Annotated in this window: 24 protein-coding genes; 14 read left to right on the top strand and 10 right to left on the bottom strand. The window is 69.8% G+C overall.

The features are described from left to right. The first annotated feature begins 106 nt into the window (after positions 1–106). The 3 genes from KIP89_RS15795 to KIP89_RS15785 are packed head-to-tail and all read left to right on the top strand — an operon-like array spanning position 107 to position 1773. The gene (locus KIP89_RS15795; protein ID WP_213756532.1) at positions 107–565 is read left to right on the top strand and encodes a MaoC family dehydratase; all 459 of its coding nucleotides are present in this window, start codon (positions 107–109) and stop codon (positions 563–565) included. 9 nt (positions 566–574) lie between these two features. Beyond that, on the top strand, positions 575–1051 hold the full coding sequence (locus KIP89_RS15790) for a MaoC/PaaZ C-terminal domain-containing protein (protein WP_213756531.1): 477 nt from the start codon (positions 575–577) through the stop codon (positions 1049–1051). Beyond that, positions 1051–1773 (top strand): endonuclease/exonuclease/phosphatase family protein, encoded by a 723-nt coding sequence (locus KIP89_RS15785; RefSeq protein ID WP_213756530.1) that lies wholly within the window; start codon positions 1051–1053, stop codon positions 1771–1773. Before KIP89_RS15790 ends, KIP89_RS15785 begins: the two co-directional genes overlap by 1 nt. Before the next feature lie 312 nt (positions 1774–2085). On the opposite strand, the gene KIP89_RS15780 is transcribed toward KIP89_RS15785, so the two are convergent. Genes KIP89_RS15780 through petA form a run of 3 tightly spaced genes read right to left on the bottom strand, consistent with a single transcriptional unit; the run spans position 2086 to position 4816 of the window. After that, positions 2086–2946 carry a cytochrome c1 gene (locus KIP89_RS15780; protein WP_213756529.1) on the bottom strand — a complete coding sequence of 287 codons (861 nt, stop codon included), beginning with the start codon at positions 2944–2946 and terminating at the stop codon, positions 2086–2088. Positions 2947–2957: 11 nt separating this feature from the next. After that, positions 2958–4232, bottom strand: a complete 1275-nt coding sequence (locus KIP89_RS15775; protein WP_213756528.1) for a cytochrome b — start codon at positions 4230–4232, stop codon at positions 2958–2960. A 23-nt stretch (positions 4233–4255) separates the two neighbouring features. Further along, positions 4256–4816: a ubiquinol-cytochrome c reductase iron-sulfur subunit gene (gene petA, locus KIP89_RS15770; protein ID WP_213756527.1), complete on the bottom strand. Its 561-nt coding sequence runs from the start codon at positions 4814–4816 to the stop codon at positions 4256–4258. 278 nt (positions 4817–5094) lie between these two features. On the opposite strand from petA, the gene KIP89_RS15765 reads away from it, so the two are divergent. Continuing rightward, on the top strand, positions 5095–5559 hold the full coding sequence (locus KIP89_RS15765) for a tRNA (cytidine(34)-2'-O)-methyltransferase (RefSeq protein WP_213756526.1): 465 nt from the start codon (positions 5095–5097) through the stop codon (positions 5557–5559). Positions 5560–5563: 4 nt separating this feature from the next. Here the strand turns inward: KIP89_RS15765 and KIP89_RS15760 are convergent, their stop codons facing one another. Continuing rightward, entirely contained in the window at positions 5564–7432 is a 1869-nt protein-coding gene (locus KIP89_RS15760; RefSeq protein WP_213756525.1) for an ABC transporter ATP-binding protein, read from the bottom strand. Between the two features lie 134 nt (positions 7433–7566). Here KIP89_RS15760 and KIP89_RS15755 point away from each other — a divergent pair, with 134 nt between their 5' ends. The 3 genes from KIP89_RS15755 (at position 7567) to KIP89_RS15745 (ending at position 9621) form a co-directional block, all read left to right on the top strand. Next, the gene (locus KIP89_RS15755) at positions 7567–8262 is read left to right on the top strand and encodes a VIT1/CCC1 transporter family protein (protein WP_213756524.1); all 696 of its coding nucleotides are present in this window, start codon (positions 7567–7569) and stop codon (positions 8260–8262) included. Positions 8263–8365: 103 nt separating this feature from the next. Next, a complete protein-coding gene (gene hemF / locus KIP89_RS15750; RefSeq protein WP_213756523.1) occupies positions 8366–9247 on the top strand; it encodes an oxygen-dependent coproporphyrinogen oxidase in 882 nt (293 codons plus the stop codon). A 71-nt stretch (positions 9248–9318) separates the two neighbouring features. Continuing rightward, positions 9319–9621, top strand: a complete 303-nt coding sequence (locus tag KIP89_RS15745) for a GIY-YIG nuclease family protein (protein WP_213756630.1) — start codon at positions 9319–9321, stop codon at positions 9619–9621. A gap of 109 nt (positions 9622–9730) precedes the next feature. On the opposite strand, the gene KIP89_RS15740 is transcribed toward KIP89_RS15745, so the two are convergent. The 4 genes from KIP89_RS15740 to KIP89_RS15725 are packed head-to-tail and all read right to left on the bottom strand — an operon-like array spanning position 9731 to position 12556. Continuing rightward, positions 9731–10945, bottom strand: a complete 1215-nt coding sequence (locus KIP89_RS15740; RefSeq protein WP_213756522.1) for a CCA tRNA nucleotidyltransferase — start codon at positions 10943–10945, stop codon at positions 9731–9733. After that, positions 10942–11202 (bottom strand): DUF6111 family protein, encoded by a 261-nt coding sequence (locus KIP89_RS15735; RefSeq protein WP_213756521.1) that lies wholly within the window; start codon positions 11200–11202, stop codon positions 10942–10944. Before KIP89_RS15735 ends, KIP89_RS15740 begins: the two co-directional genes overlap by 4 nt. Next, entirely contained in the window at positions 11202–11870 is a 669-nt protein-coding gene (locus KIP89_RS15730; RefSeq protein ID WP_369807179.1) for a CoA pyrophosphatase, read from the bottom strand. The genes KIP89_RS15735 and KIP89_RS15730 overlap by 1 nt, the downstream gene beginning before the upstream one ends. Positions 11871–11911: 41 nt before the next feature. Further along, positions 11912–12556, bottom strand: coding sequence for a DUF1285 domain-containing protein (locus KIP89_RS15725; protein ID WP_213756520.1), 645 nt, complete (start codon positions 12554–12556; stop codon positions 11912–11914). Between the two features lie 260 nt (positions 12557–12816). Here KIP89_RS15725 and KIP89_RS15720 point away from each other — a divergent pair, with 260 nt between their 5' ends. The 4 genes from KIP89_RS15720 to KIP89_RS15705 all read left to right on the top strand — a co-directional run bounded on the left by KIP89_RS15720 (position 12817) and on the right by KIP89_RS15705 (position 20233). After that, positions 12817–13827 carry an AAA family ATPase gene (locus tag KIP89_RS15720; protein ID WP_213756519.1) on the top strand — a complete coding sequence of 337 codons (1011 nt, stop codon included), beginning with the start codon at positions 12817–12819 and terminating at the stop codon, positions 13825–13827. 68 nt (positions 13828–13895) lie between these two features. Further along, positions 13896–14837 (top strand): DUF58 domain-containing protein, encoded by a 942-nt coding sequence (locus tag KIP89_RS15715; RefSeq protein ID WP_213756518.1) that lies wholly within the window; start codon positions 13896–13898, stop codon positions 14835–14837. Between the two features lie 10 nt (positions 14838–14847). Next, positions 14848–17724 carry a DUF4159 domain-containing protein gene (locus tag KIP89_RS15710; protein ID WP_250152545.1) on the top strand — a complete coding sequence of 959 codons (2877 nt, stop codon included), beginning with the start codon at positions 14848–14850 and terminating at the stop codon, positions 17722–17724. A gap of 436 nt (positions 17725–18160) precedes the next feature. Further along, positions 18161–20233, top strand: a complete 2073-nt coding sequence (locus KIP89_RS15705; protein ID WP_213756517.1) for a hypothetical protein — start codon at positions 18161–18163, stop codon at positions 20231–20233. A 29-nt stretch (positions 20234–20262) separates the two neighbouring features. On the opposite strand, the gene KIP89_RS15700 is transcribed toward KIP89_RS15705, so the two are convergent. Further along, a complete protein-coding gene (locus tag KIP89_RS15700; protein WP_213756516.1) occupies positions 20263–20505 on the bottom strand; it encodes a hypothetical protein in 243 nt (80 codons plus the stop codon). 44 nt (positions 20506–20549) lie between these two features. Beyond that, positions 20550–21092 carry a GNAT family N-acetyltransferase gene (locus tag KIP89_RS15695; RefSeq protein ID WP_213756515.1) on the bottom strand — a complete coding sequence of 181 codons (543 nt, stop codon included), beginning with the start codon at positions 21090–21092 and terminating at the stop codon, positions 20550–20552. Positions 21093–21456: 364 nt separating this feature from the next. Between KIP89_RS15695 and KIP89_RS15690 the strand changes: the two genes are divergently transcribed. The 3 genes from KIP89_RS15690 (at position 21457) to KIP89_RS15680 (ending at position 24549) form a co-directional block, all read left to right on the top strand. Then, positions 21457–21975, top strand: coding sequence for a GNAT family N-acetyltransferase (locus tag KIP89_RS15690; protein WP_213756514.1), 519 nt, complete (start codon positions 21457–21459; stop codon positions 21973–21975). Between the two features lie 95 nt (positions 21976–22070). Then, positions 22071–23045, top strand: a complete 975-nt coding sequence (locus KIP89_RS15685) for a glutathione S-transferase family protein (RefSeq protein WP_213756513.1) — start codon at positions 22071–22073, stop codon at positions 23043–23045. 94 nt (positions 23046–23139) lie between these two features. Continuing rightward, positions 23140–24549 (top strand): carbohydrate porin, encoded by a 1410-nt coding sequence (locus tag KIP89_RS15680; RefSeq protein ID WP_213756512.1) that lies wholly within the window; start codon positions 23140–23142, stop codon positions 24547–24549. The last annotated feature ends 26 nt before the right edge of the window (positions 24550–24575 follow it).

The raw sequence follows: 24575 nt of genomic DNA, 5'->3' as shown, positions 1-24575 counted from the left end.
CGGCCACTTGGCGCGCGGGCACTTGACCCGCGCCCCCTCCTCCCGTGAGATCACCCCCGGAGTCGGGCCGCGCGCCCGCTCCGTCGCGTGGCGGGCGGGGAATGCGATGCTGTTCTGGGAGGACTTCCACGAAGGCCATGTCGCCTCCTGCGGGCGCTATGTGGTCGGCCGTGAGGAGATCGTCGCCTTCGCCCGCGACTATGATCCCGCCCCGATCCATCTTGACGACGCGGCGGCCGATGCGACGCCGCTGGGCGGCCTCTCCGCCTCCGGCTGGCATCTGTGCTGCATCTTCATGCGCATGGCCGCCGACGGCTTTCTCACCCGCTCCTCCTGCCTCGGCGCCCCCGGCATTGACGAAGTGCGCTTCCTCAGGCCCGTGCATCCCGGCACGGTGCTGAGTCTGCGCCGCGAGGTTCTGGAGACCCGCTCGTCGAAAAGCCGCCCGGAAATGGGGCTGGTGAAGTTCCGCTTCGAGCTGCTCGACGCCGGGGACAGCGTGATGATGGACCTCGTCACCAGCGTGATGTTCGGCCGGCGCAACCCCGGCTTCCGGCCGGCCTGAGGAGGGGCGATGCGTTTCTTCGAGGATATCGAGATCGGCACCCGGACCCGCCTCGGCGCGCACAGCTTCCGCGCTGACGAGATGGTGGCGTTCGCCCGCATGTGGGACCCGCAGGCCTTCCACCTCGATGCCGATGCGGGCGCGCGCACCCATTTCGGCGGGCTGGTGGCGTCGGGCTGGTACACCGCCGCCCTCGCCGCCCGGCTGCGCGCGCAGGCCATGGAACGCGAGCACGCGGCGCTGCGCCAGGCCGGCAAGCCCGCCCCGCGCGTCGGCCCCTCGCCCGGCTTCAAGGATCTCAAATGGCTGCGCCCGGTGCGGGCGGGCGACACGCTGACTTTCGAGAGCGAGATCATCGCCAAGAAACCCAGCGCCTCGCGCCCCGAATGGGGCCTCGTCTTCACCCGCGACACCGGCACCGACCAGCACGGGCATCTGGCCTTCGAGGTGACGAGCTGCGTGTTCGTGGAGCGGCTGGAGGGGTGATGGGGCAGACGCTGTCGATCCTGCTGTGGAACGTCATGTGGCGCCACCGCGGCAACCCGGCCGGGGACAGGGTCGCCGCACTCATCCATGAGGCGGAGGCTGATCTGATCTGCCTGACGGAAGGCTATGTCGACCTGCTGCCGGCGGGAGGCGACGTGCTGACCTCAGACCCCGATTATGGCTACGGCGCCAAGGCGGGGCGCCACAAGGTCATCGTGTGGAGCCGTTCTCCTTGGCAGGAGCCTGATCGTCTCGGCAATGAGAAGCTGCCGAAGGGGCGCTTTGCTGCCGGCGCGACCGCCACGGCACTGGGCCTCCTCAGCATCTACGGCGTCTGCATCCCCTGGAGCATGGCGGGTGTCCGGCGCCCGGAACAACCGCTTCGCCCCTGGGAGGCGCATCGCGCCTATCTGGCTGGACTCGACGAGGTGCTGCCGCGCGTGATGCAGGGCGAGAGCATCCTCCTTGGCGACTTCAACCAGCATGTGCCGCGCCGCCGCGCCCCGCTGGCCGTGAGCGAGATGTTGCAGACGGTGATCGCGCAACGGCTGACCATCGCCACACAAGGGGCTCTGGATGGCTTTCCGGGACCGGTGATCGACCATCTGGCCCATGGAGCAGCCGTGAAAATGAATAAGGCACAGCCGATCACGCCCGTCGGTCCCGGCGGCGAGAAGCTGTCGGACCATGTCGGGCTCAGGCTGGAGTTGAGCCGCGCCTGAGCAGGGCGATCATCTCTCCGTCATGGCCGGGCTTGACCCGGCCATCCACGACGTCGGCTGGACACACCCGATGAAAGGGAAGGCGTGGATCCCCGGGCCAAGCCCGGGGATGACGTCGATCGTGCGGGAGGTGTACGCTTCGCGATGGCAGCACCCATCATCCCGAAGCGGGCAGCGCCTTGGGGTGAACCGCCGGCGACGTCGGCGCCGTCGAGCCCACGACCAAACCAAATGATTCCCCAAGACCAAGCCCCAGCCAACAAAAAAGGGCCCCTCGCGGGACCCTTTTCCTGTCGTCGAAAGCGCCGCCACTCAGTGATGGTCGTGCACGGCCTTCCAGACCTTCTTCTTCGTGAAGTAGAGCAGGCCGGCGAAGATGATGAGGAAGATCATCACCTGGAAGCCGAGGCGCTTGCGCTCCTCGAGCTTGGGCTCGGCGAGCCACATCATGAAGGCGGTCACGTCGCGCGAATACTGGTCCACGGTCTGCGGCGTGCCGTCCGTGTAGGTCACCTGATCGGCCGAGATCGGCTGCGGCATCTTGATGGCGTGGCCGGGGAAGTACTCGTTGTAATACGCGCCTTCCGGCACGCTGAAGCCTTCCGGGGCCTCCTTGTAGCCGTTCAGCAGGGCGTGGATGTAGTCCACGCCGTTCTCCTGATACTGGCGCACGATGTCGAACAGGAAGCCGGGGAAGCCGACCTCATAGGTGCGCGCCTTGGCCAGCGTCGAGAAGTCTGGCGGATAGGCGCCGCCATTGGAGGCGCGGGCCGCCTGCTCGTTCGGGAAGGGCGAGGGCCAGCGGTCGGACAGGCGGCCGGGACGCTCGAACATGTCGCCGGCATCGTTCGGACCGTCCTGCACCTGATAGGACTCGGCTACCGCCTTGGCCTGCGCTTCGCTGAATTCCGGCCCGCCCGGCTGGGCGAGGTTGCGGAAGGCGAAGAGATGGGCCGAATGGCAGGAGGCGCAGACTTCGCGGAACACCTGGAAACCACGCTGAAGCTGCGCCCGGTCGTAGTGACCGAACGGGCCGGCGAAGCTCCAGTCCTCGCGGTGCGGCTTGGGCGCGCCCTCGGCGGCCAGCGCCGGGCCGAAGCCGAGGCCGAGCACCAGCGCGCAGGCGGCGAGCGGACGGAGAAGGGAGGAACGGAAGGACATGGTGTTGCTCATGATGTTCCCGCTCAACCCTTGGTCTGCGGCGCCGAGGCGCCTGCCGCGACGGGCGCACCGCCCCTGGACTTGCCCAGCACCGCCTCGGTGATGGAGGCCGGCACCGCCTTCGGCTTCTCGAACAGGCCGAGCAGCGGAAGGATGATGAGGAAGTGCGCGAAGTACCAGATCGTCAGGATGCGGCCGGCGATCACATAGCCGCCCTCCGCCGGCTTCGAGCCGAGCCAGCCGAGGCCGATGCACACCGCCACCCAGATCCAGAAGAACTGCTTGAACAGCGGGCGATAGGCGCCCGAGCGCACCTTGGAAGTGTCGAGCCACGGCACGAAGAACAGCACCGCGATCGCGCCGAACATGGTGAGCACGCCGCCGAGCTTGTCCGGCACGGCGCGCAGCATGGCGTAGAACGGCAGGTAGTACCATTCGGGCACGATGTGCGCCGGCGTCACCAGCGGGTTGGCCGGGATGTAGTTGTCGGCATGGCCCAGATAGTTCGGGATGTAGAACAGGAACCAGGCGAAGAAGATCAGGAAGCAGACCATCGCGAAGCCATCCTTGATGGTCGCGTAGGGAGTGAAGGGCACGGTGTCCTTCGGGGTCTGCGGCTCGACGCCGGTCGGGTTGTTCTGGCCGGTGACGTGCAGCGCCCACACATGCAGGATGACGACGCCCGCGATCATGAAGGGCAGCAGATAGTGCAGCGAGAAGAAGCGGTTGAGCGTCGGGTTATCGACCGCGAAGCCGCCCCACAGCCACTCGACGATGGTCGGGCCGACCACCGGGAAGGCCGAGAACAGGTTGGTGATGACGGTGGCGCCCCAGAAGCTCATCTGGCCCCACGGCAGCACATAGCCCATGAAGGCGGTCGCCATCATCAAGAGGTAGATGATGCAGCCGAGAATCCACAGCACCTCGCGCGGGGCCTTGTAGGACCCGTAATAGAGGCCGCGGAACATGTGGATGTACACCGCGATGAAGAACATCGACGCGCCATTGGCGTGGATGTAGCGCAGCAGCCAACCATAGCTGACATCCCGCATGATGTGCTCGACCGAGTCGAAGGCCAGCGTCACATGCGGGGTGTAGTGCATCACCAGCACGACGCCGGAGAGGATTTGGCAGGCCAGCATCAGCGACAGGATGCCGCCGAAGGTCCACCAGTAATTGAGATTGCGCGGCGTCGGGTAGGCCACGAAAGACGAGTGCATCAGGCCGACCAGGGGCAGCCGGGCCTCGAACCACTTGAGCGCCGGATTCTTCGGCTCGAAGGTGGAGTGTCCGCTCATTGTGAGTATCCCTGAACGCCGGATCAGCCGATGGAGATCTTCGTGTCGGACACGAAGGCGTAAGGCGGAACCGCCAGGTTTTCGGGCGCCGGACCGCGACGGACACGGCCCGCGCTGTCATATTCGGAGCCGTGGCACGGGCAGAAGAAGCCGTCATATTCGCCCATATGGCCGATCGGGACGCAGCCGAGATGGGTGCAGATGCCGATGACCACGAGCCACTTCTCCTGGTCCTTGGCGGCACGGTTCTCGTCGGTCGCCGGGGCATCGGCCGGCAGGTTGGCGTTGCGCGCCAGCGGGTCGAGCAGCGCGGAGATCTGAGTCGCCTTGCCTTCCTCGATATCCTTGGCGGTGCGGTTCCACACGAAGACCGGCTTGCCGCGCCACTTCACCGTGACGATCTGGCCTTCCTGGATCTGCGAGAGGTCCACTTCCGTGGAGGACAGCGCCAGCACCGAGGCGTCGGGCTGTAGCTGGGACACGAAAGGCCACACCAGCGCCGCGGCGCCGACAGCGCCCATGGCGCCCGTCGCTATGTAGAGAAAGTCGCGGCGCGTGGTTTCCGCCGTCCCGGTTGTTGCCACGATGGTTCCCTTTCCCCTTATGCCTGTGACCGCATTGCGATCCGCACGCGTCGCCCCTGCACCGAAATTTGCCGCTCGCGCAGGAAGCAGGCGCGCGAAAGCACGGTCCATGGTCGACCCTACCTTCGAGTGCCTCTAATTGCATCCGGCCGGCCCCTTGTCCAGATGACGACAGTGCGGCAGTCCGTCCTGCCCCGCCCTTTCGAGCCGCTACGTCAGGCACGGGGCACCGTCCGCCCACCGCCGCCGTCCCGCCGCCCTGCCCCGAAAGGCCCCTCATGTCGCTCATTCTGGCCCTATACGAGCCCGATATCGCCCAGAATGCGGGAACACTGGCGCGGCTTTGCGCCTGTCTGGGCCTGCCGCTGCACATTATCGAGCCGGCCGGCTTTCCGGTGGGGGATGCCGGCTTCCGCCGCGCCGGCATGGATTATCTCGACCGCGCGGCGATCCGCCGCCATGCGAGTTTCGCCGCCTTCGAGGACTGGCGACGCAGCGAGGGCCGCCGGCTAGTGCTCGCCACCACGCGCGGCGCCCTGCCCTATACGGGATTCGCCTTCGCCGATTCCGACATCATCCTGCTCGGCCGCGAGAGCGCCGGCGTGCCGGAGGCGGTGCATGAGGGGGCGGAGGCGCGAATCGTCATCCCGCTGGTCGCGGGCGCGCGATCCATCAATGTGGCGCTGGCCGGCGCGATGATTCTCGGCGAGTCCTTGCGGCAGACGGGCGGGGATAAGCTCTAGCGGCCTACTCCGCCGCGAGGTCGCGCTCCATCTCATCGGCGTCGAGGAAGCCGCCAGACTGGCGCTGCCAGAGGCGGGCGTAAAGCCCGCCCTGCGCCACCAGCTCGGCATGGGTGCCGGTCTCGACGATGCGGCCGTGCTCCATCACCACCAGCCGGTCCATGCGGGCGATGGTGGAGAGGCGGTGGGCGATGGCGATCACCGTCTTGCCGGCCATCAGCTCGTCGAGATTCGACTGGATCGCCGCCTCGACTTCCGAATCGAGCGCCGATGTCGCCTCGTCGAGCACGAGAATCGGCGCGTCCTTCAGCAGCACGCGGGCGATGGCGATGCGCTGGCGCTGGCCGCCGGAGAGCTTCACCCCGCGCTCGCCGACATGGGCGTCGAGCCCGACGCGGCCCTGCGGGTCGGTCAGCGTGGTGATGAAGCCGTCGGCATGGGCGCGGCGCGCCGCTTCCCAGATCGACGCCTCGTCGGCATCCGGCCGGCCATAGCGGATATTGTCGCGCACCGAGCGGTGCATCAGCGAGGTGTCCTGCGTGACCACGCCGATCCGCGCGCGCAGCGTCTCCTGCGAGACGGCCGACACATCCTGCCCGTCGATGAGCACCCGGCCGGCTTCCGTATCGTAGAAGCGCAGCAAGAGGCTCATCAGCGTCGACTTGCCGGCGCCCGAGGGGCCGACAAGGCCGACCCGCTCGCCGGGACGAATCGCCAGGCTGAGATGGTCGATGACGCCCGAGCCCTTGCCATAGTGGAAGCTCACATCCTCGAAGCGGATCTCGCCGGCCGGCACCTTGAGGGCGGGCGCTTGCGCGCGGTCGATCACCGTGTGCGGGCGGGCGATGGTGAGGATCGCCTCCTGAACCGTGCCGACATTCTCGAACACGCCGGTGACCACCCACATGATCCAGCCGGACATGTTGGTGATGCGGATGGCAAGGCCGGTGGAGAGGGCGATGGCGCCGAGATTGATCGCCTCGATCGACCACAGCCAGATGCCGAGCCCGCCGATCGCGCCGAGCATGCAGCTGTTCAGCACGCTCACGGTCAGCGCCATGCGGGTGATCTGGCGCTGCTGCGCCTTGAACGCCCCATTATGGCGGTCGAGCGCCTCGCGGACATAGCTGTCCTCGCGGTCGCCATGGGCGAACAGCTTCACCGTCATCATGTTGGTGTAGCTGTCGACGATACGGCCGGAGAGCAGCGAGTTGGCTTCCGAGGTGGTCTTGGAGAGGTGGCGCACCTTCGGCACGAAGCGCGACAGGGCGAGCACATAGAGCCCGATCCACGCCACCATCGGCACGGCGAGCCGCCAGTCGGCCTCGGCGAACAGGACGACCGCGCTGATGGCGTAGACGCTCACATACCAGAGCGCGTCGATCACCTCGACCACGGAGCCCCGCAGCGCCGGCCCGGCCTGGAGTACGCGCTGGGCGATGCGGCCGGCGAAATCGCTCTGGAAATAGCCGAGCGACTGGCGCACCACCCAGCGATAGGACTGCCAGCGGATCAGGCTGCCGACATTGGCGGTGATGGTCTGGCGCACCAGAAGGTCGTGCAGCGCGTTGCACAGCGGGCGCGCGATCACCACGACGAAGGCCATCCAGATCAGCAGCCCGCCCTGATCGGCGAACAGCGTGGCCGGGCTCGAATTCTGCAGCAGGTCGACGATCTGCCCGATATAGCGGAACAGCGACACCTCGACGATGGCGACGAGGAAGGCCGCGCCGAGCGCCGCGACGAACACCCAGCCGGTCTGCCGCACGAAATGCCAGTAGAACGCCAGCAGCCCCTCGGGCGGGCGCATGATGGCGGCATCGCGGAACGGATCGAGTCGATTCTCGAAGAAGGCAAAGAGGCGCGTGAACATGGCCGCCCTTCTGCGCCGACGATGCGGCACCAGTGTGTCGGTTACGCGCGCCGGCGGCGACCGGATGATGTTCACATGCTCTACATGAGAGTGAGTACAGTGATACTCCCTCGACTGTCAGACGGACCCCGCCCATGCCCATGCGCCATCCCGAACATCATCTGCTCAGCCGCGCTGGCTGGCTGCGGGCCGCGGTGCTGGGGGCCAATGACGGCATCCTGTCCACCGCCAGCCTCATTGTCGGCGTCGCCGCCGCCGATGCCGACCGCAGCGCCGTGCTGATCGCCGGCATTGCCGGGATGGTCGCCGGCGCCATGTCGATGGCGGCGGGCGAATATGTCTCGGTCTCCTCGCAATCCGACACGGAAGAGGCGGAACTCACCCGCGAGCGGTCGGAACTTGCCGCCGACCCGGTGGGCGAGACGGAGGAACTGGCGGAGATCTACGTCAAGCGCGGCCTCGATCCGGCGCTGGCGGCGCAGGTCGCCCGCCAGCTCATGGCCGCCGATGCGCTGGAGGCCCATGCCCGCGACGAGCTGGGCATGAACGAGATCACCGCCGCCCGCCCGGTGCAGGCCGCCCTGTCGTCCGCCGCCAGCTTCGCGGTGGGTGCCGCACTGCCGCTCGCCACCGTGCTGCTGGCGCCGACCTCCGCGCTGCCGGTTGCCGTCTCGGCGGCGGCGCTGGCCTTTCTCGCGCTGCTCGGCGTCGCCGGCGCCAAGGCCGGCGGATCGGACGCGATGAAGGGCGCCGTCCGCGTCACCTTCTGGGGCGCGCTGGCCATGGCGCTGACCTATGCCATCGGCACCCTCTCGGGAACGGTGCTGTAACGCCGCCGCCCAACGCCCTTCCGGGATGGGGCGCGAGCGGCTAGAAGCGGGGCGCAAGCGACGGCGCCTGCCTTCCGATGGCGCGCGCCCTTGAGGATGTGCCATGACCGCCGAGATCGACGCCCGCAAGCAGGCCGCCCGCGACTGGTTCGAGGAACTGCGCGACCGCATCTGCGCCGCCTTCGAAAAGCTGGAGGACGAGGCCCCGGCCGATCTCTACCCCGGCGCGCCCGGCCGGTTCGTGCGCACGCCGTGGAACCGCACCGACCATAGCGGCGCACCCGGCGGCGGGGGCGTCATGTCGATGATGCATGGCCGGCTGTTCGAAAAGGTCGGCGTGCACTGCTCCAGCGTTTTCGGCGAATTCGCGCCCGAGTTCCGCAAGCAAATTCCCGGCGCCGAGGAGAACCCGGCCTTCCACGCCACCGGCATCTCGCTGATCGCCCATATGCACAACCCGCATGTGCCGGCGGTGCACATGAACACGCGCTTCGTCGTCACCTCCAAGGCGTGGTTCGGCGGCGGGGCGGACCTCACCCCGGTGCTGGACGCACGCCGCACGCAGGACGACCCCGACACGATCGCCTTCCACGCGGCGCTGCGCGGCGCCTGCGAGGGCCGCCCGCATATCGACTATGACCGCTACAAGGCCTGGTGCGACGAGTATTTTTACCTGCCGCACCGCAAGGAGCCGCGCGGCATTGGCGGCATCTTCTATGACTGGCTGGATTCGGGCGACTGGGAGGCGGATTTCCACTTCACCCGCGCCGTCGGCCTCGCCTTCCTCGACGTCTACCCGGCGCTGGTGCGGGCGAATTTCGCCAAGCCCTGGAACGAGGCCGCGCGCGAGGAACAGCTCATCCGCCGCGGGCGCTATGTCGAGTTCAACCTGCTGTACGACCGCGGCACGCTGTTCGGGCTGAAGACCGGCGGAAACATCGATTCCATCCTCTCCTCCATGCCCCCGGTGGTGAAGTGGCCGTGAGGGCCTGAGTCACCGCCTGCCTCCTCATCCCCGGGCTTGACCCGGGGATCCAGTTGGCGCGCCATACCCCAATGGGGGCACACTGGGTCTACATCCTCGCCAGCCAGCGCAACGGCACGCTCTACATTGGTGTGACGCGCGACCTGCCGAAGCGGATGCATGAACACCGCACCGGTCTGCATGGCGGCTTCACGGCACAATATGGCGTCAAGCGACTGGTCTTCGCGGAGCCGCATGACACGGCCGTCGGTGCCATTCAGCGCGAGAAGAACCTCAAGCACTGGCCACGCCAATGGAAGATCGCACTGATCGAGAAGGACAATCCGGAGTGGCGCGATCTTTACGGCGAACTCGCCGGAGGATTGGGGTCGTGAGTGGATCCCCGGGTCAAGCCCGGGGATGAGGGGTTCAGTGAAACGGATTTCCGCCAACTCAACCTACCCATCCTGCCCTCATCCCCGGGCTTGACCCGGGGATCCATCGTCAGGCGGTGATCGCCTCCCGCGCGATCCCCTCCAGAACCGCCGCGTCCATCGGGAACCCCGCCTCGATCCACGCCTCTTCCGCCCGTTTCAGCGCCGCCCCCAGTGCCGGGCCGGGGGTGAGGCCGCGCGTGAGAAAATCGGCGGCCTTGAGCGGAAACACCGGGATGTCCCAGCCCGCCGCCAGCGCGATCAGGTCCCGCCAGCCCTCATCGTCCATCCCCGCCCCGGAGCGGGCGAAGCCGATCAGCGCGCGGTCGGTATAGGTGGCCCGGCCCATGCGGTAGATGAACGCCTTCTGCCCCTTCGCGCACATGGCCGGCGCCGGGGCGGGGCCGGCGAGCGCTTCAAGCCGCGCGGCCTCGCTATTGGAGAGGCGCAGCCCGTCGCGCAGCGCGCGCGCATCCGCTTCCTCGCGCACCGCCAGCGCGCCGAGCCGGCGAATCGCATCCGCGGCAAGCCCCAGCGCCGCCTCGATGGCGCAGAGCCGGGTGAACACCGCGACATCCCCGGCACGGCCAAGAACCGGGGCCAGAAGCCCGGCGCCGTCCATCTCCATGAGCGTCGACGCCGCGCCGGGGGCGACCAGCAGCTTGAGCAGTTCCGTCCGCACCCGCTCGCGCGAGAGCTGGCCGAGCCCGGCGCGGTTGCGCATCGCCGCCGCCAGCGCCTCGGGATCGACCGGGCCGTGGCCAAAGGCGGCGTGAAAGCGGAACAGGCGGAGGATGCGCAGATAATCCTCGCGGATGCGCCGGTCGGCATCGCCGATGAAGCGCACGCGGCCCGCACGGGCATCCGCCTCGCCGCCCACGAGGTCGATGAGCGCGCCCTCGCGCGTGAGGTAGAGCGCGTTCATGGTGAAGTCGCGCCGCGCGGCGTCATGCGCCCAGTCGCGGCCGAAGACGACGCGGGCGCGGCGCCCGTCGGTCTCCACATCCTCGCGCAGCGTCGTCACCTCATAGGGCTCGCCCTCGGCGACGATGGTGATGGTGCCGTGCTCGATACCGGTCGGCACCGGCTTCAGCCCGGCGGCCCGCGCGCGGCGTATCACCTCCTCGGGCAGCGCCGTGGTGGCGATATCGACATCCGAGCGCGCGCCGCGCCCGATCAGCCAGTCGCGCACCGCGCCGCCAACGATGCGGGCCTCCTCGCCCTCCCCATTCAGCGCGTCCAGCACGCGGGCAAGGCCCGGCCGGTGTTGGGTGAGCGGGTTCATTCGATATGGCCGGGGATCAGCACGCCGTCCTGCCAGGTGGGCGGCACATAACGCCCGGTGGTCGGGCCGCGCTGGGCACTCTCCAGGATGTAGAGGCTGCCCGCCAGCAGCACGATGCCGAGGCCTGAGCACACCAGCAGCGACCGCACCGACCAGCCGGCGAAGATGCTGTCCACCCGCCGGCCGTAGCGCAGATAGAGCGCGAAGGCGAGGAAGGGCAGCAGGAACAGCAGGACCTGACCGAGAATGCGCGCCATCAGAGATACACCCGCTCATAGAGGCTGCGCAGGATGCCGGCGGTGACACCCCAGATGCGCCGCCGCTCATAGATCATGGCGTGGAAGGTGCGCATCAGCCCCTGCGATTCGCGCGTCTCCTGAATGTGGTTGTCGGCGTTCATCAGGAAATGGAGCGGCACCTCGAATGCCTCGTCCACCTCGCCGGGATTGAGCGTCAGCCCGAAATCCGGGCGGACGATGCCGACCACCGGCACGATGCGGAAGCCGGTGCGGGTGAGATAAGGATCGAGATAGCCCAGCGGTTCGACGAAGGCCCGCGCCAGCCCGACCTCTTCCTCCGCCTCGCGCAGTGCGGCGCTGAGCGGGCCATCGTCCTGCGGGTCGATCTTGCCGCCGGGAAAGGCGATCTGTCCGGGATGGTTCGGCAGGTTCGCCGAGCGCAGGGTGAGCAGCACGGTCGGCTGCTCCCGCGCGACAATCGGGATCAGCACCGCCGCCCCGCGCAGCGGCAGCGTCTCGACGAGGCCGCGATATTGCGGCGTCAGTTCATGGTCGCCGCGGACGGGATCGCCAGCGAGGTCAGGGGTCTCCGCCAGACGCAGCCGGGCGCGGGCGCGGAAAGGCTCCAGCCCGAGCGGCAGGGCGGGCGGCAGTTCGCGCAGCGCGGGGGGCAAGGCATTGGCCATCGCGTCGATCGCCGCGTCGGTCATGCTGTCGGTCAGGGCGTTCATCGCGTCACGTCACCGTCGGCTGTAGCGTCCTCGACCGGGGCGAGCACGAAGAACTCGCCGCTGGACGCGACACCATAGACGGCGCGGCGCGCGCCATCCCCATCCTCGACCTCGCGCTCCTCCACCCGTTCGGCGAGGTCGAGGAAGACCGCGCGGGTGAGCCGGGCCCACAGGCCCCGCCGCACATGGATATAGGGACGAATGTCGCCCGCGCCCCCCGTCCCACCCAGCTGTGCGTCGAAACGCAGCGGATGGTCGGCATCGCAGCGCACGAGATCGTCGAGATTGGTGCGGAACACGAGCACCGGCCCGGCACTCGCCTCCTCGACCGCCGCCTCCTCCACCGCCATGTCGACGGCGAGGAACGCCGCGTCCTCCACCCGGATGCCCAGCTTTTCCGCCGGCGTCACCAGCACATGGCGCTCGCCCTCGCGGGTGAGCACCGAGGCGAACAGCTTCACCAGCGCCTCGCGGCGGATCGGCCGGCCCTCATGGTGCCACACGCCCTCGCGGTCGATCACGATGTCGATGTCGCCACAATCGGGCGGATTCCAGCGCTCAACCGGCGGCAGCGGGCGGCCGGGGCTTGTCCCCACCGCGCGCACCAATTCGTCAAGTCGCCCGGAAGCTTCTGAATTCACTTAAAAATCTCTGTCACACAGGGGTAATCGCGGCTTCGTGATCCCCCGCCCGATAGTCGACGCGGTCGCAAGATAGCGTAAGCTGACCTGAGCGAAAGTCCGCAACGGCTGGCCGCGTTCCCCGCGCCCGGCCCGCGCGGCCTCCGGCCGGGTACATTGCATCGGGTCTTGTTGCAGTGCACCATGAGCCGGCGGCGGGCAGTAGGGTCGAGAAGGGGCCGGGGCGCACGCTCTGGCTCCGGGATTTGAAGGAGCACGGCATGACATCCGCCATCGGCGAGAATTTCGAATCCCTCGACGAGATGATCATCCGCTCGGCCGAGAGTACGGCGGCGAATGTGCGCGCCGCCCGGGCCGGCATCGGCGCGGTCATCTTCGGCCAGGAGGCAGTGGTCGAGCGCACGCTCATCACCATTCTCTCCGGCGGCCATGGCCTGCTGGTCGGCGTGCCCGGCCTCGCCAAGACCAAGCTGGTGGAAACGCTCGGCGTCGTGCTCGGCCTCGATGCGCGGCGCGTGCAGTTCACCCCGGACCTGATGCCTTCCGATATTCTCGGCGCCGAGGTGCTGGAGGAAAGCGCGGGCGGGCGCCGCTCCTTCCGCTTCATTCCCGGCCCGGTCTTCGCCCAGCTCCTGATGGCGGACGAGATCAACCGCGCCTCGCCGCGCACCCAGTCGGCGCTGCTGCAATCCATGCAGGAAGGCCATGTGACGGTCGCCGGCGTGCGCCATGATCTGCCCAAGCCGTTCCATGTGCTGGCGACGCAGAACCCGCTGGAGCAGGAAGGCACCTACCCGCTACCCGAAGCCCAGCTCGACCGCTTCCTGATGCAGGTGGATGTCGACTATCCCGACCGCGACGCCGAGCGGAAGATCCTGTTCGACACCACCAGCGCCGAGGAAACCCGGCCGAAGGCGGTGATGAACGCGGAAGACCTCGCCGCCGCCCAGCGCCTCGTGCGCCGCCTTCCGGTCGGCGAATCCGTGGTGGAGGCGATCCTCACGCTGGTGCGTTCCGCCCGTCCCGGTCCCGATGCCGGCGATCTCGGCAAGTTCATCGCCTGGGGCCCTGGCCCGCGCGCTTCGCAGTCGCTGATGCTGGCGGTGCGCGCCCGCGCGCTGCTGGATGGACGCTACGCCCCCTCCATCGACGATGTCGTGGCGCTGGCCGAACCGGTCCTCAAGCACCGCATGGCGCTCACCTTCGCCGCGCGGGCCGATGGCGAGACCGTGCCGGGCCTGATCGCCAAGCTCACCCGCCGCATCGGGTGAGGCCAAGCGGGGCGGCGGCCGCCCCGCGTCATTTCCGCCCGCAAGCCGGGCGAAGGAGAGTTGAGCGCGTGGAGTTCGACGCCGACACCGCCGTAAGAAGTGCCGCGCAGGATGCGGCGGGCCTCGTCGCAGCCATGCCGCGTCTGGTGCTGGAGGCGCGCAAGATCGCCGCCAGCGTCTATCACGGCCTGCACGGGCGCCGCCGCGCCGGCACAGGCGAGAATTTCTGGCAGTACCGCCGCTTCATGGATGGCGAGCCCTCCGCCCGCGTCGACTGGCGCCGCTCGGCCCGCGACGATCATCTGTATGTCCGCGAGCGCGAATGGGAAGCCGCCCACACGGTGTGGATCTGGCCGGACCTGTCGACCTCCATGGTCTTTGCCTCGCCGCTGGTGTGGGAGACCAAGCGCGACCGCGCGCTCATCCTCGCCTTCGCGCTGGCCGAGCTGCTGGTGCGCGGCGGCGAGCGGGTCGGCATTCCCGGCGTGATGCGCCCCTCCGCCGCCCGCAACATCGTGGAGAAGATGGCAGAATCCCTGGTCCACGCGCACAGCCTGCCGCAGAGCCTGCCGCCGGCCTTCTCGCCCTCGCCGCTGGCCGAGGTGGTGCTGCTGGGCGATTTCTGGAGCCCGACGGCGGAAGTGGTCGCCAGCCTCGCGGGCGTCTCCGCCTCCGGCGCGCACGGCCATGTCGTGCAGATCTGCGATCCGGCGGAGGAGACCTTCCCATTCTCCGGCCGCGTCGAGTTCCGCGAGCCGGAAAGCGGCACCGCCCTCACCATCGGCCGGGCCGAGACGGTGCGGGAGGATTATGTCGCCCGCGTCGCCACCCACCGCGCCATCATTCGCCGCGAGGCCGAGCGCCGGACCTGGAGCTTCCTCATCCACCGCACCGACCGCCCGGCGAGCGAGCTTCTGCTGGCGCTCCACGCCCGCATGAGCGGCGGCAGCTTCGGCGTCACCGCCCACCCGGAAGGCCAGCCGGCCGATCCGGCGGGAAGCCCGGCATGAGGAGCGCGCCATGAGCGGTCTGTTCGGCCTTCCCCTCGCCTTCACCACGCCGCTGCTGCTCAGCGCGCTGATCGGCCTGCCGCTGCTATGGTTCCTGCTGCGCCTCGTGCCACCGCGCCCGCGCCGCATCGCCTTCGCCCCGACGCGCCTGCTGCTCGACATTCCACCGAAGGAAGAGACGCCGGCCCGCACCCCCTGGTGGCTGACCGCGCTGCGCCTGCTGCTGGCCGCCGTCATCATCATCGCCGCCGCCGGCCCGGTGTGGAATCCGCCGGTCGCCGGCCCCGCCTCCAGCGGCCCGGTCGTGCTGCTGATCGATTCCGGCTGGCCCGCCGCCGCCGGCTGGGCCGCGCGCCGCGCCAGCGCCGAGGGCGTGGTGGCCGATGCCGATCTGGAAGGGCGCGGCATCGTGCTCATTCCCACCGGCGAGCCGCCGCTGGAGCCGCGCGTCATGACCCCGCGCGAGACCCGCGAGCGGCTGCGCTCGCTCGCCCCCGTGCCCTTCGTGCCGGACCGCGCCCCCGCGCTCGCCAGCCTGCGCAAGGCTCTGGCCGGCGCGCCGCAGGCCTCGGTGATCTATCTCTCGGACGGCGTCGGCCTTGAGGGCAGCGAGGCCGTACCCGCCGACATCGCCGCCGCCGTGGGCGATCGCCCGCTCACCACGCTGGTCGACGGCGTGCGCGAGCCGCTGGCGCTGGCCGGTGCCGACAACGCCATCGACGCGCTGACCGTGAAGGTGCTGCGCGCCGACCGTGCCACGCTGGCCCGCGCCGGCACGGTGCGGGCGCTGGACATGCGCGGCCTGGGGCTCGGCGAGGCGCCTTTCGCCTTCGAGCCCGGCGCCCGCGAGACCGAGGCGCGCTTCGACCTGCCGGTCGAGATCCGCAACGATGTCGCCCGACTGGAGATCGCCGACGAAGCCTCGGCCGGCGCCGTGCAACTGCTCGACAAGCGTTGGCGCCGACGCGCTGTCGGCCTCGTCTCCGGCGCCAATGCCGACCAGCGCCAGCCTTTGCTCGCGCCCTCCTATTACCTGTCCCGCGCGCTCGCCCCGTTCGCCGATGTGCGCACCGCCGAGGGCGCCGGCACCAGCGAGGCGGTGGACCGCTTCATCAACGACAAGCTGCCGGTCATCATCCTCTCCGACATCGGCACCCTGCCGCCCGAGACCCATGACCGGCTCGCCCGCTGGATCGAGGGCGGCGGCGTGCTGATCCGCTTCGCCGGCCCGCGCCTTGCCAATGGCTCGGACGATCTCGTCCCGGTCACGCTGCGCCGTGGCGGGCGGGTGCTGGGCGGCTCGCTGTCCTGGGAACAGCCGCAGACGCTGGGCAGTTTCACGCCCGAAAGCCCGTTCCGTGACGTTCCCGTGCCCGATGATGTGAGCGTGCAGCGCCAGGTTCTGGCCGAACCCGACGGCCTGCTCGGCTCGCGCACCTGGGCGACGCTGACCGACGGCACGCCGCTGGTCACCGGCGAGCGGCGCGGCGCCGGCACGCTGGTGCTGTTCCACGTCACCGCCGACACCTCCTGGTCGAACCTGCCGCTCTCCGGCGCCTTCGTCGACATGCTCCGCCGGGTCGTCGCGCTCGGCGGGTCGAGCGCGACGGAAGCCGCGGCGGATGGCACCGCCGGCACTGTGCTGTCCGGCGAGACCGTGCCGCCGAGCCGCCTGCTGGACGGCTTCGGCGCCTTCCGCCCGGTGACGCCGACCGCCAAGGCCATTCCGCTCGGCTTCAATGGCCGCGCCAGCGCCGATCACCCGCCGGGCTTCTACGGCCCGCCGGAAGGGCTGGTCGCGGTCAACGCGCTGCTGCCGCGCGACCGTCTGGTGGCGCTCGACCTCAGCGCGCTCGGCCGGCTCGAACCCTATCGCGACGCCACCCCGCGCGATCTGCGGGCGCCGCTGCTCCTCGCCCTCCTCACCCTCCTGCTGGTCGATGCCATGATCGTCTTCCTGCTGGCCGGCGGCTTCGCGCGCCTCACCACGCGCCGCGCCGCCACCAGCGCCGTGCTCGCCCTCGCCGCCCTGCTCGCTGCCGCCCCGCTGGGCGAGGCCCGCGCGCAGACGGCGCCCGCCGCCCCGGCCGCGACGCCCGCCCCCCGCGCGGACACGCCGATGACCCCGGCCGAACTCGACTTCGCGGTGCAGGCCACCAACGCCACGCGGCTTGCCTATGTCATCACCGGCGACGCCACCACCGACGAGATCAGCCGTGCCGGGCTCAAGGGGCTCACCGATTTCCTCGGCGAGCGCACCGCGCTGGAGGCCGGCGACCCGATGGGCGTCGATCTCTCCCGCGACGAGCTGTCCTTCTTCCCGCTGATCTACTGGCCGATCGTACCCGGCGCGCCGCGCCCCACCCCGGCGACGCTGGCCCGCATCGACGCCTTCATGAAGCAGGGCGGCACCATCGTGTTCGACACGCGCGACGCCGAGACCGTGCTGCCCGGCTCGAACGGCGCCGGCTCGCCGGCCAATGACACGCTGCGCGCCATTCTTGCCGGGCTCGACATTCCCGAGCTGGAGCCGGTGCCGCGCGACCATGTGCTGACCAAGGCGTTCTATCTGCTGCGCGATTTCCCTGGCCGCTTCACCGGCGGGGCGACCTGGGTGGAGGCCCTGCCGGCCACCAATGACGACGAGGAGCGCCCGGCCCGCGCCGGCGACGGCGTCTCGCCGGTGGTCATCACCTCCAACGACCTCGCCGGCGCCTGGGCCGTGGGCACGGACGGGCGCCCGCTGCTGCCCATGTCCGGCACCAGCCCGCGCCAGCGCGAACTCGCCTACCGCGCCGGCGCCAACCTCGTGATGTATGTGCTCACCGGCAACTACAAGGCCGACCAGGTGCATGTGCCCGCGCTGCTGGAAAGGTTGGGGCAGTGAGGAAGATGTTGCACGGGCATGCGGGCACGAACGCTGTTTGGGTGAACGCCGTCACGCCGAGCGGCGTCACCATGAACGCGGCAACCACGAACACCGTCATGCCCGGACTTGATCCGGGCATCCACGACTTGGCTGTGAGCCGGCACCCGGAAAAGGCGTGGATGGCCGGGCCACGCCCGGCCATGACGAACCATTTGTCGGGACGGGCCACTCCAATGCCGTCATCCCGGCCGGAGGCGCAGCCGCAGAGCCGGGATCGCCTCCTCATCCCCCGCACGCCCGTACTCCCTCTCCCCGTCGGGGAGAGGGGTGGGGTGAGGGGCCGCGCCCTTCCGGCAGCCGTGAAGACCCCCTCACCCGGCCCTGCGGGCCGACCTCTCCCCCACGGGGAGAGATTGAAAACCGCCGCCCGCCCGACGTGTGAAGGAGCCGCCGCATGAATCTCGGCCTCGCCTTCGATCCGCTGATCCCGCTGCCCTGGCTGATCGGCGCCGCCGTTATCGCCGCGCTGGTCGCGCTGCTCGTCATCGTCTCGCGCACCCGCGGCTCGCTGCTGCGCGCGCTCGCCATCGCGCTCGCCGTGCTGGCGCTCACCAATCCCTCGCTGACGCGCGAGGAGCGCGAGCCGCTCTCCACCGTCGTCGCCGTGGTGGTGGACCGCAGCGCCAGCCAGGATTTCGGCGACCGCACGCAGATGACCGACGCCGCCCGCGCCGAGCTTGAAACCCGCCTCGCCCGGCTGAAGGAACAGGGCGCCGAGGTGCGCTTCATCGACGCCGGTGGCGGTGCCGGCGAGGTGGATGGCACGCGCCTGTTCACCGCCCTCTCCGCCGGCCTCGCCGATGTGCCGCCCGAGCGGGTGGCCGGCGCCATCTTCCTCACGGACGGGCGGGTGCACGACATCCCCGCCACCATCGCCGCGCTCGGCTTCCGCGCGCCGGTCCATGCCATCGTCTCCGGCCAGGCGGGCGAGCGCGACCGGCGCGTGGCGCTGACCTCCACGCCGCGCTTCGGCATTGTCGGCCAGAGCCAGACCATCGGCTACCGTGTCGAGGATGAGGGCGCCCCGGCCGGCGCCCGCGTCGGCGTCACCGTGCGCCGCGACGGCGAGGTGGTGGCCCGCCCCATCGTCACCGCCGGCCAGCCGGCCGAGGTCGATGTCGAGATCACCCATGCCGGGGCCAACATCGTCGAGATCGAGGCCGCCGCGCTGGAGGGCGAACTCACCCCGGTGAACAACCGCGCCGCCGTCTCGATCGACGGCGTGCGCGACAAGCTGCGCGTGCTGCTGGTCTCCGGCGAACCCCATGTCGGCGAGCGCACCTGGCGCAACCTGCTGAAGTCCGACGCCAATGTGGACCTCGTGCACTTCACCATCCTGCGCCCGCCGGAGAAGCAGGACGGCACGCCGATCAACGAGCTGTCGCTCATCGCCTTCCCGACGCGCGAGCTGTTCCAGCAGAAGATCAAGGATTTCGACCTGATCATCTTCGACCGCTACGCCCAGCAGGGCGTGCTGCCGATGATCTATTTCGACAATATCGTGCGCTATGTGGAGGAAGGCGGCGCGCTGCTGGTCGCCGCCGGCACCGATTATGTCTCCGACGGCTCGGTCTACAACACGCCGCTGGAGGCCATCCTGCCGGCCGCCCCGACCGGCGGGATGAGCGAGGCGCCCTATCGCCCCAAGCTCACCGATGCCGGCCAGCGCCACCCGGTGACCCGCGCCCTGCCCGGCTCGCAGAGCGAACCGCCGAACTGGGCCCGCTTCTTCCGCGTCATCGACACCGACCGCGCGCGCGGCACCAGCGTGATGGACGGGCCGGACGGCAAGCCGATCGTGCTGCTCGACCGGGTCGGCGAGGGCCGCGTGGCGCTGCTGCTGTCCGATCATTTCTGGCTGTGGGCGCGCGGCTTCGAAGGCGGCGGTCCCTATATCGACCTCTTGCGCCGCCTCTCGCACTGGCTGATGAAGGAGCCGGACCTTGAGGAGGAGCGGCTGCGCATGGTCGCGCGCGGCGGCGACATCGTGGTCGAGCGCCAGACCATGGGCGACGCCGCCCCGCCCGTCACCATCACCACGCCGACCGGCGCCACCCGCAGTCTCACGCTCACAAGCGCCGAGCCCGGCCTGTTCCGCGCCACTTTCCCGGCCGACACGCTCGGCCTGTGGCGGGCCAATGACGGTACCTATACGGCGCTGGTCAATGTCGGCCCGCTCAACCCGCGCGAATTCGCCGAAGTGACTTCGACGACCGACACGCTGCGCCCGACCATCGAGGCGACCGGCGGCGGCATCTGGCGCATGGCGGACCTTGCCGGCGGCGTGCCGCGCGTCATCGCCGTGCGCTCGGGCGAGCGTTTCGCCGGGGAGGACTGGATGGGCCTCGCCATGCGGGATGTGAGCGTGGTGCGCGGGCTCGGCCTTTTCCCGCTCTTTGCCGGGCTCTCGGGCCTGCTGATCCTGCTGGCCGGCGTCGCCGCCGCCTGGGCGCGGGAGGGCCGCTAGATCGGGCGGGCGCGGAAAGCGCCCGCCACTCACCCCGTATAGGGCACTTCCTGCTTCTCGAAGGTGTGCGAGCTGATGTTCGGGCGCAGGATGCAGCAATATTGCCGGGCGATGTCGGCGATCAGCGCGGCGCGGCTGGCGCGGGTGCCCTCCATGCGACGGTCCAGCCAGTCATCGGGGACGGTGAGCTGCATCCCCGGCGCCATGCGGCCGAGAATGGTCTTCAGATCGTCCACATGCATGGCGGCCACCGCCCTGCGCGCCTCATCCATCGGCTGTCTCCCCTGATCTCCGGGCCGGTTGACCGGCCGCCTGTTTACGCCGAGGCGCGCTCGGTCCCGGCCGAAAACCCCTTGCGCACCGGGCCGCGCACGGCCTCCAGCGGCGTCTCGTCCAGCGGGCACACCAGCACGCGCGCCGGGTCGACCGGGCCGGGCAGGCTCACCTGACCGCGCGGCACGCGCTTGAAGCCCATCCGCCCGTAATAGGGCTCGTCGCCGACCAGCAGCACGAGCCGCGCCGCGCCGGGCCCGTGCGCCTCGCCACGCGCGACCTCCAGCGCCTTCTCCACCAGCCGCCGGCCGATGCCGTGCGAGCGGAAGGGCGGCTCGACGGTGAGCGGGCCGAGCAGCAGCGCCGGCACCTCGCCGATCAGGATCGGGGTGAGCCGCACCGAGCCGACCAGCATGGTGCCGATATAGGCGGTGAAGGACAGATCGCGCCGGTGCGGGTTGCCCTCGCGCAGCCGATAGGCGGTGCGCGCGAAGCGGCCGGGGCCGAAGGTGCGGGCCACCAGCCGCTCGATGGCGGCATCGTCGGCGGGGTTCTCGGGAAACAGCGTCACGGAAAGTTCGGTCATGGGGCCACTCGGCACGCGGAAATCGGCAGGCTCGCCCGAGCGCGGCGCAGGTGGATCACGAGGCGTGTCTCACGGCCGGCGGTGGGCGCAAACGAAACGGGGCGCGCGCGCACAGGCGCGGCGGGTCCGCTCGTCTCGTCGTCGCTGGGCCGGCATCCGGTGCATGGCTGTCCTCATGAAGCGCGCCGGATAGCACAGCGGCGGCGTCAGGTGAAGCGGCAAAGGTTCGCGGTGACGCGGCAAGGCCGACCCGCGCAACCCACCGGCAAGCCTCCCACCAGCCGTTCCACCGGCCCTGCCCCACCTTGCCGCCCGCGGGGCGAACTGACACAAAGGCGGGCATCCCTTCCCGGCGCGCTCCCCCATGCCCGATCCGCTCATCCGTCCGCTTGTTGAGTCCGACGCGCCCGCCCTGGTCCATCTGCTGGTGGAGACGGTGGCGAGCGGCGGCTCGGTCAGTTTCATGCATCCGCTGGCGAAGGAGCGCGCCCTCTCCTTCTGGAAGGCCGCGCTGGCCAGCGCCGGGCGTGGCGAGCGGGTCATTCTCGGCGCGCTCGACGGCGAGGCGCTGGTCGGCACCGTCACCCTCGTGCTCGCTTTGCCGGAGAACCAGCCGCACCGCGCCGAGATCGCCAAGATGATGACCGCCACCGCCCATCGCGGGCGCGGCATCGCCCGGGCGCTGCTCATCGAGGCCGAGCGCCTCGCCCGCGCACAGGGCCGCACGATGCTGGTGCTGGACACGGCGAGCGAGGAGGGCGCGGGCGGGCTCTATGAGAAGCAGGGTTTCGTGTTCTGCGGCGAGATCCCCGATTTCGCGCTGAAGCCGCATGGCGGGCTCACCGGCACGCGGCTCTATTACAAGCGCCTGCCGCCCGGCTGAGGCAGGCATGCAAAGGCGTCCCCGCGCCCGCGCAGGCGATTGCCTCTATCCCCGCCCGCCCCGCGCGCTACCTTTGCCGCAACAGGGAGGACGCGATGGGACTGCTGGTCGACGGCCAATGGGTCGATAAATGGTACGACACCAAGAGCACGGGCGGGCGCTTCGTGCGCACCACCACGCGCTTCCGCAACTGGATCACCCCGGACGGCGCGCCCGGCCCTTCCGGCGAGGGCGGCTTTCCTGCCGAGGCCGGCCGCTATCACCTCTATGTCTCGCTCGCCTGCCCCTGGGCGCACCGCACCCTCATCATGCGCGCGCTGAAGACGCTGGAGAGCGTCGTCTCGGTCTCCGTGGTCGATCCCTTCATGGGCACGGAGGGCTGGGTCTTCGCCGACCAGGCGAACCGGCGCACCGACGGCGCCACCAATGATCCCGTGCTCGGCGCCAAGCGGCTCTATGAGGTCTATCTCGCCGCCGACCCCGCCTATTCCGGCCGCGTCACCGTGCCGGTGCTGTGGGACCGCAAACGCGGCACCATCGTCAACAATGAATCGGCCGAGATCATCCGCATGTTCAACAGCGCCTTCGCGGCGCTGACCGACGACCGGCACGATTATTACCCGGCCGCGCTCGCCGGCGAGATCGACGCGCTCAACGCCCGCGTCTATGACGCGGTCAATAACGGCGTCTACAAGGCGGGCTTCGCCACCACGCAGGAGGCCTATGAGGAGGCCGTCACCGCCCTGTTCGCGATGCTGGACGAGCTGGAAGCGCGCCTTGAGGGCCGCTCTTGGCTGATGGGCGAGGCGCTGACCGAAGCCGATATCCGCCTCTTCACCACGCTGATCCGCTTCGATCCGGTCTATGTCGGTCACTTCAAGTGCAACATGAGGCGGATCGCCGATTACCCCAACCTCAAGCGTTTCACCCGCGCCCTCTACCGCCGCGCGGGCATCGCCGAAACGGTCGATTTCACCCACATCAAGCGCCATTATTACGAGAGCCACGTCACCATCAACCCGACCGGCATCGTGCCGGTGGGACCAGACATGGGATGGCTGCGAAGCTGACGGGAGCGGTGCGACCGCGTAAGACAGCGGCGCCCGTCCGGGCTTGACTGGCCCCTCGGCCGCAAGCGCCGGATGTCGGGAGGCGGGGCGAGCCATGGGCGGGACAGGCCGGACCACCGGGAGACGAGTTACCCGGCGACGGATCGCCGGGCGCCGGCCGCTCCATCTGGCGGCCGGCGTGCCGCTCGCTTTCCTCGCCCTCCTCCTGCCCGCCGCCGCGCAGCAGGCTGCGGCGCAAACAGCTGCGGCGCCCGCCGATGACGGGCTCATCCGCGCGACGTTGACCGGCGACTGGGGCGGCAACCGCGCCGCTCTGGTCGACAAGGGCGTCACGCTCTCGCTGAACTGGACCGGCGAAGCCCTCGCCAACGCCGCCGGCGGGATGCGTCAGGGCGGCACCTATGACGGCCTGCTGGAAGGCCAGCTCGATCTCGATCTCGCCAAGCTGGTCCGCTGGCCCGACGCCCGGCTGCACGTGTCCGGCTACTGGATTCAGGGGCGGGGCCTCTCAGCCGATTATGTCGGCAACCTGCTCACCGTGAGTTCCATCGAGGCGGAGGCCGGCTGGCGTCTCAACGAGCTGTATCTGGAGCAGGAGATGGCGCGCGGCACGCTCTCGCTGCGGATCGGCCAGATCGCCGCCGATACCGAATTCTGGCAGAGCCAGACGGCGAGCCTGTTCATCAATTCGAGCTTTGGCTGGCCCGCGCTCAATGCCGGCGATCTGCCCGGCGGCGGCCCGGCCTATCCCTATCCGACGCCCGGACTGCGGCTGCGCTGGAGCCCGGACCCGGCCTGGTCGGTGCAGGCCGGCCTGTACAATGGCAACCCGCTGGGCGATGGCGACAACCCGCACGGGGTCGATTTCCCGCTCGATGACGGGGTGTTCGCCATTGTCGAGGCGAGCTATGTGCACGCCCCGACGGGCGGGCTCTCCGGCACCTATCGCGTCGGCGCCTGGTACAATTCCGAAACGTACGAATCCCTGTCCACCGCCGCCAACGGCCTCTCCCTGGCCGATCCGGCCGCCGATGGCCCGCTGGCGCTGTCCGGCAATTACGCGCTCTATGCCATCGCCGACCAGCAGCTCTGGCAGGGTGGCGGCTCCACCTTGTCCGGCTTCATGCGCGCCGCCATCGCCCCGCAAAGCGACCGCAGCACGATCTCCTTCTATGTCGACGCCGGCCTCGCCCTCACCGGCCTGCCCGGCCGGCCGAACGACGTGGTCGGCATCGGCCTCGCCTATGCCAAGATCAGCCCCGACCTCGCCGATGAGGACCGCGCGCGCAACGCCGTCACCGGCCTTGACGGCCCGGTGATGGATTGCGAGGCGGTGGTGGAAGTGACCTATCAAGCCGCGCTGACGCCCTGGCTCAGCGTGCAGCCCTTCGTCCAATACGTCATCCACCCCGGCGGCAACATCCCGCAGCCGGACGGCTCGGACCCGACCCAGTCTCTGCGCAACGCGGCGGTGCTGGGGGTGCGCACGAGCGTGGTGTTCTGAGCCGATGGGGCACCACCAAGACCGGC

This window comes from Ancylobacter radicis (genome assembly GCF_018449475.1).
In the GTDB taxonomy this organism is placed as follows: Bacteria; Pseudomonadota; Alphaproteobacteria; order Rhizobiales; family Xanthobacteraceae; genus Ancylobacter; species Ancylobacter radicis.
Note: the sequence above shows the minus strand (reverse complement) of the source record. Positions and strands in the feature narration are given on the sequence as shown.